Consider the following 5500-nt stretch of genomic DNA (forward strand, 5'->3'; position numbering starts at 1 on the left):
GACACCGCCGAACACACATTAGAGAAGCCCCCCAACCAGTACTGGTTGGGGGGCTTTCTCGTACCCAAAACACCCCCCGAAAGCGCCCCCGACTTCGAGCGAACGGCCCTTTCGTCGCCTCAGATCGACCGAACGCACCGTTCGCACGATCGAAGGGGGGAGCATCCCCGCCGGCATCCCCGCATCGAGTGAACGGTACTCTCACCGCCTCCAACGAGGGGAACGGTACGTTCACACCATCAGGGGCGGGAACACGACTGAGGACGACAGGCGCTTTGCCCGGATCAGTCGATGCCGTCGGCGGTGGCAGTCGCATACTTCGGCCGGCCAGCCGGCAGATACCTCTGAATCGTCACGCCCTTTGATGTGGCTCGCGATTCGGCCAGCTCGAGTGCGATGTCCGGTCCGGTGTCGGGAAACAGTCGTGTGCCCTGGCCTACCACCACCGGAACGATCAGCAGGATCATCTCGTCGACCAGATCGTTCGCGAGAAGCCAGCGGCACAGGTTGCCACTGCCGTGCACCTGAAGCTCACCGCCGGGTCTGGCTTTCAGTGCGCCGAGAGCTGTGGCGGTGTCACCTGAAAGGGCCGTGGTGTTCTTCCATTGCGGATCGGTGACCGTTGTCGAGGCAAGATACTTGGGCCGCGAATTCAGGGCGCTTGCAATGGGGTTGACGTCGGGATTCTCGAACGCGCCCCAATAGCCGGCGAAGATCTCGTACGTGTGTCGCCCGAACAGGAACGCGTCAGCTCGCTGGTAGACCTGGACGAGATAGTCCATGGCTTCGGTGTCCACCAATGGCGCGGACCAGCCGCCCCGCTCGAATCCGCCACGGCGATCTTCGTCCGGCCCACCGAGTCCTTGCATCACCCCGTCGAGAGTGACGATGGTAAAGGTCGTCAGTTTCATAGTCGTACCCATCTCCCAGGCGTCGTCGGATTTTCGCTGTGCCGATATAGACCGTCGAGAAGCGGGAAAGTCATCGAGCGAACGTGGCGTTGATCGCCTTGGACCGACCGAACGTGCTGTTCGCTCAGGGGGGTGTTGGGGTCTGGGCTGAACCGGCACGGAGTCTGACGGGCTGGTCTCGGACTTTAGGGCGTCGCACGGAATCGCGAGCTCGGTCTGTTCGAGGCGGCCGCGAAGGGTGATGCTCTCGGTGATCGACCACTGTGCAGCCTCGGCGCTGTCAGCGGCAGCCACAGCCCGTCCGGATGCGGCGACGTTACCCGGAACCGTCTTGGCAACTTCGGACAGTCGCGCCGCTTCGTTGACGGGATCACCGATGACGGTGTACTCGAATCTTTCTCGCGCACCGACGTTCCCGGCTACGGCAACACCTGCGGCGACGCCGATTCCCGCGCTCACTTCCGGAACCTCGGCACGCAGGCGCTGCTGAATCTTGCGGGCAGCGGCGAGTGCGCTGCCGGCGTGATCGTCGAGTGTCGTCGGCGCTCCGAAGATCGCCAGCGCTGCGTCGCCCTCGAACTTGTTGACGAATCCGCCGTGTGCGTCGACCTCGTCGACGATGACGTCGAAGAAACGGTTGAGTAGAGCGACCACCGCCGTAGGGGAGTTGGTGGCCGCGATCGTGGTCGATCCGATGACGTCGACGAAGAGTACGGCAACGTCACGTTCTTCACCGCCGAGTTCCGGGTTTCGGCGAACCGCGTTTGCGGCAACCTCGTGTCCGACGTGGCGCCCGAAGAGGTCGCGTATTCGCTCTCGCTCGCGCAGACCCTCGGCCATGCGATTGAAGCCGGCCTGCAGTAGTCCCAGTTCCGTTCCGTCGTACACGACGACGGACGCGGTGAGGTCGCCACGGGTGACTTGTTCCATTCCTCGTCGCACGGACCGAATGGGGGCCGCGGCGGACCGAATGTTGATGTATGTCAGCCCGAGTCCGACGCACAGAGTGATCCCGCCGATGACGAGGATCGCGGTCGCGAGGGCTTGCCACGAAGCAGGCCGGATGAAGCTGAAGACCGCTACGAGCATCAGGCCGGTGACGGGAACTCCGCTTCCGAGCAGCCAGACGAGGATTGTCCGGCCGGTCAGTCCGAGAACGGCAGCCTTGCGGGGTGCTCCGGATTCGAGTGCACGCGCGGCAATCGGGCGGAGTGCGAACTCGCTGAGCAGGTAGCAGAAAGCGCACGTGGTGATACCGCTGAAAGCCACGGTGAACAGAACTTTCGGAATGGTGTCGGGGTCGACGATTCCGTACATGGTCGTGAAGGTGATGAGCGCGGCCGTCCACAGGACGGCTTGCACTCGGGTCAGTCGCCACGGCCCGCGCAGCGCCGCGCGTTGATTCTGCTCTGTCGGTGGGTGATCCTCGGTGGCCCATCGAAGATCCCGCATCAGCCGTTTGGTGCCCCACAGAAGTCCGATGAGAAAGACACACCCGATGAAGACGGGCACGGCAATGAAGTTGATCCATGCGAATTCGGGGTGGATGATCTCGGGTCCGGGAACCACGAATCCGATGAGCACGATCGCCAGTACCGCTCCGATCAGGTTTGTGACCAGGAGGGGGGCGGTGAGTAGTGCCTGGACGCGGATTCGGCGGCGCCTGGGGCTTTCGTCGGTGGATCCGAGCAGCCACGACCCCAGGGGCGCACTCGGGACACGGCTTCGCTGCATAGTGTGTCGAGAGTAGTCGTAAAGATCGCTTAGGGTGGTCCGGTGCGCCTAGTTATTGCTCGTTGCCGTGTCGACTATGTGGGACGCCTGACCTCCCACCTCCCTACCGCAAGACGACTGCTGTTGGTCAAAGCCGACGGCTCGGTCAGTATCCATGCCGACGATCGGGCGTACAAGCCGCTCAACTGGATGAGTCCGCCGTGCTGGTTGGTCGAGACCACCGGGGACGGCGACGACATCCTGTGGGTCGTCACCAACAAGGCGGGCGAGGAACTGCGGATCACTCTCGAAGAGGTCGAGCACGATTCGTCGTATGAACTCGGTCTCGATCCGGGATTGATCAAGGACGGTGTCGAGGCACACCTTCAAGAACTTCTGGCGGAGCATGTCGAGACACTCGGCCCCGGCTACACGTTGGTGCGGCGTGAGTACATGACGGCGATCGGGCCGGTCGATCTTCTGGTCCGAGACGCGGACGGTGCATCGGTGGCGGTGGAGATCAAGCGTCGCGGCGAGATCGACGGCGTCGAGCAGTTGACGCGCTACCTCGAATTGCTCAACCGCGATCCGCTGCTCGCGCCGGTCACGGGAGTTTTTGCAGCGCAACAGATCAAGCCGCAGGCAAAGACTTTGGCCAACGACCGTGGGATCCGTTGCCTGGTCCTTGACTACGAGGCCTTGCGGGGCACCGAAAGCACCGAGTTCCGCCTCTTCTGACGCTGTTTAGACTCGAACCATGCCGCGCCGCAAACCTTCGCCGAAGCAAACCCGTCGAACGGATACTCGGCGTGCGCGGGATTCGAGCGCGGAGTCGGCGTCACCAAGCGGTGTGTTGTTCGGCGGAGCGCTGGTCCGGGAGGAACCCGGTCCGGGCGGTGAAATGTACATGGTGAGGCCGATACCCGGCTCCAACGCGACGAAGTTCTATCGATGCCCCGGTTGTGATCACGACATCAGACCCGGCGTCGCTCACGTGGTGACGTGGCCTTCGGAACCGGGCGGCGCGAACGAGCGTCGACACTGGCATACCGGATGCTGGTCAGGCCGCGGTACGCGCAGCCTGACCAGACGGTGGTCCTGAGCGTCGATCAGTTCCTGGACTGGGCTCGCTGCTCGACGGCGCGGGTGTCGATCTCGGCGGTGTTCGTCTCGTCCGCGTCCTCGAGAACGTCGTCTTCGTCGATACTCGGTTCTGATTTGACCGGATCTGCATCGACCTTATCTGCGTCGGCCTTCTTGTCTTCGATCTCGAGATCTTCCTCGGCTTCGACGATGACCGGAGCGGGCGGTGCATCGAGGAGTTCGCTCTCCCGGTTGACCGATGCGAGCATGGCCGGAACCGAATCGAGTTGTCCGCGAATGCCCAAGAGCTGAGCCAGGATTCGGCCTCGGAGAACGCGCAGTTCTTCGGTGAGTTCCTTCGCGTGAGCGATCTTGCGCTCGGACTGATCAGTGGCGGCCTGCAGCCTGCGCTGAGCCTCGTGCGACGCATCGGCGAGTCGACGCTCGGCCTCTGCTTTGCTCGACGACTCCAGCTCGTTGACGGCGGCGACGACCTTGGCGCGGCGCTCCGACATCGAGATGTCGAAGTCTTCGCGGATCTGAGTGCGCTTGGCCTCGGACTCGGCAGCCAGTCGATCCCGCTCGGCCTGCGCGGCTTCGACGATCCGGGCGGCTTCGGTACGGGCCTGCGCCATGGTCTGCTCGTGCATGGTTTCCATCGCGTTGCGACGGTCCTCGAGTTCGGCGATCAGCGACTCGTAGTGACCACGAAGGCGGGCGCCGTCCTGTTCGGCGATGGAGGTCATCTCGGCTGCGTCGGCCTCGGCCTTCGCGCGCACCTCCGAGGCCTCGTCGGAGGCAAGGCGCAACATGCGGCTGATGCGATCGCTCATGCCCTCCGCAGTGGTGGGCGGTACCGAGAGGCGGTCTACGTCCTTGCGGAGGTCGTCGATGTCGTCGCGTGCATCGTCGAGCTGCTTGGCGAGGTCACGGGCCTGCGCAGCGGCAGCATCACGATCAGCCGCGGTAACTCGCAGCTCCGCGTCGAATCGCTCGAAGTAGTTGCGTACCTCGTCGCGGTCGTATCCCTTCCGTGCGATCTGGAATGGAAGTTGGATCGAACCGCGGTCCTGCTCGTATGCCATGGCGACAATCTACCTGGCATACGAGCTGGAGTCGGGTCTGCTAGTGGCTCGCGTCGGGTTCGACCAGTTCCACCAGGACGCCGCCGGCGTCCTTCGGGTGAATGAAGTTGATGCGCGAGTTGGCCGTACCGCGTCGGGGAGCGTCGTACAGCAACCGAACCCCGCGGTCGCGAAGCTCGGCGGAGATGGCGTCGATGTCGGTGACCCGGTAGGCGAGCTGCTGGAGGCCGGGGCCGCTTCGGTCGATGAACTTGGCGATGGTCGAATTCTCGTCCAGAGGCGCGAGCAGCTGAACGGCAGTGGATCCGGCGGGGGAGCCGACGACGGAGAGCATGGCCTCACGCACGCCCTGCGATTCGTTGATTTCCTCGTGGGTCGACACCATGCCCAGGTGCTGCGTGTACCACGCGATTGCCACGTCGAGATCGGGCACCGCGATTCCGACGTGATCGATCGCGACGACGAGGTCGGACGACAAAGGTGCGAGTGCAGAACTGGGGGAGGTCTGTGTCATACCTTTCACGGTAGCGCTACCGTTTGAGGAGTACACGTCGGGATGTGACTTGGCTCTTAGGCCGCACGGAACCGACGACTATCTCTCTTTTGCAGCCGGAGGAAATCGTGACCAGTTCTGTGATTGTTGCGGGAGCTCGTACCCCGATGGGTCGACTCCTCGGATCGTTGAAAGACCTCTCCGGGTCCGACCTC

At 63.4% G+C, this 5500-nt stretch carries 5 protein-coding genes and 1 pseudogene; 2 read left to right on the plus strand and 4 right to left on the minus strand.

Features of this window, described 5'->3' with window-relative positions:
• Nucleotides 1–284: 284 nt before the first annotated feature.
• Both PCS43_RS33235 and PCS43_RS33240 read right to left on the minus strand, forming a co-directional pair.
• Nucleotides 285–923, minus strand: coding sequence for a dihydrofolate reductase family protein (locus PCS43_RS33235; protein ID WP_333779592.1), 639 nt, complete (start codon nucleotides 921–923; stop codon nucleotides 285–287).
• A 150-nt stretch (nucleotides 924–1073) separates the two neighbouring features.
• Nucleotides 1074–2645, minus strand: a pseudogene (locus PCS43_RS33240) (adenylate/guanylate cyclase domain-containing protein); the annotation flags it as partial.
• A 42-nt stretch (nucleotides 2646–2687) separates the two neighbouring features.
• Here PCS43_RS33240 and nucS point away from each other — a divergent pair.
• Together nucS and PCS43_RS33250 are read left to right on the plus strand one after the other, a co-directional pair.
• Nucleotides 2688–3362: an endonuclease NucS gene (nucS, locus tag PCS43_RS33245; RefSeq protein ID WP_007733244.1), complete on the plus strand. Its 675-nt coding sequence runs from the start codon at nucleotides 2688–2690 to the stop codon at nucleotides 3360–3362.
• A 19-nt stretch (nucleotides 3363–3381) separates the two neighbouring features.
• Nucleotides 3382–3726, plus strand: coding sequence for a hypothetical protein (locus PCS43_RS33250; protein WP_054828484.1), 345 nt, complete (start codon nucleotides 3382–3384; stop codon nucleotides 3724–3726).
• A 7-nt stretch (nucleotides 3727–3733) separates the two neighbouring features.
• Here the strand turns inward: PCS43_RS33250 and PCS43_RS33255 are convergent, their stop codons facing one another.
• On the minus strand, nucleotides 3734–4792 hold the full coding sequence (locus PCS43_RS33255; protein ID WP_063316265.1) for a hypothetical protein: 1059 nt from the start codon (nucleotides 4790–4792) through the stop codon (nucleotides 3734–3736).
• A 40-nt stretch (nucleotides 4793–4832) separates the two neighbouring features.
• Nucleotides 4833–5306: a methylmalonyl-CoA epimerase gene (gene mce, locus PCS43_RS33260; protein ID WP_037131968.1), complete on the minus strand. Its 474-nt coding sequence runs from the start codon at nucleotides 5304–5306 to the stop codon at nucleotides 4833–4835.
• Between the last annotated feature and the right edge of the window lie 194 nt (nucleotides 5307–5500).

The sequence above is a fragment of the Rhodococcus sp. C-2 genome (assembly GCF_027854095.1).
GTDB classification, from domain to species: domain Bacteria; phylum Actinomycetota; class Actinomycetes; order Mycobacteriales; family Mycobacteriaceae; genus Rhodococcus_F; species Rhodococcus_F qingshengii.

Bases quoted from the DNA above. Each gene is read 5' to 3' on its own strand.
- PCS43_RS33235 (WP_333779592.1), bottom strand. From the start codon at position 923: ATGGGTACGACTATGAAACTGACGACCTTTACCATCGTCACTCTCGAC.
- mce (WP_037131968.1), bottom strand. From the start codon at position 5,306: ATGACACAGACCTCCCCCAGTTCTGCACTCGCACCTTTGTCGTCCGAC.
- PCS43_RS33255 (WP_063316265.1), bottom strand. From the start codon at position 4,792: ATGGCATACGAGCAGGACCGCGGTTCGATCCAACTTCCATTCCAGATC.
- PCS43_RS33250 (WP_054828484.1), top strand. From the start codon at position 3,382: ATGCCGCGCCGCAAACCTTCGCCGAAGCAAACCCGTCGAACGGATACT.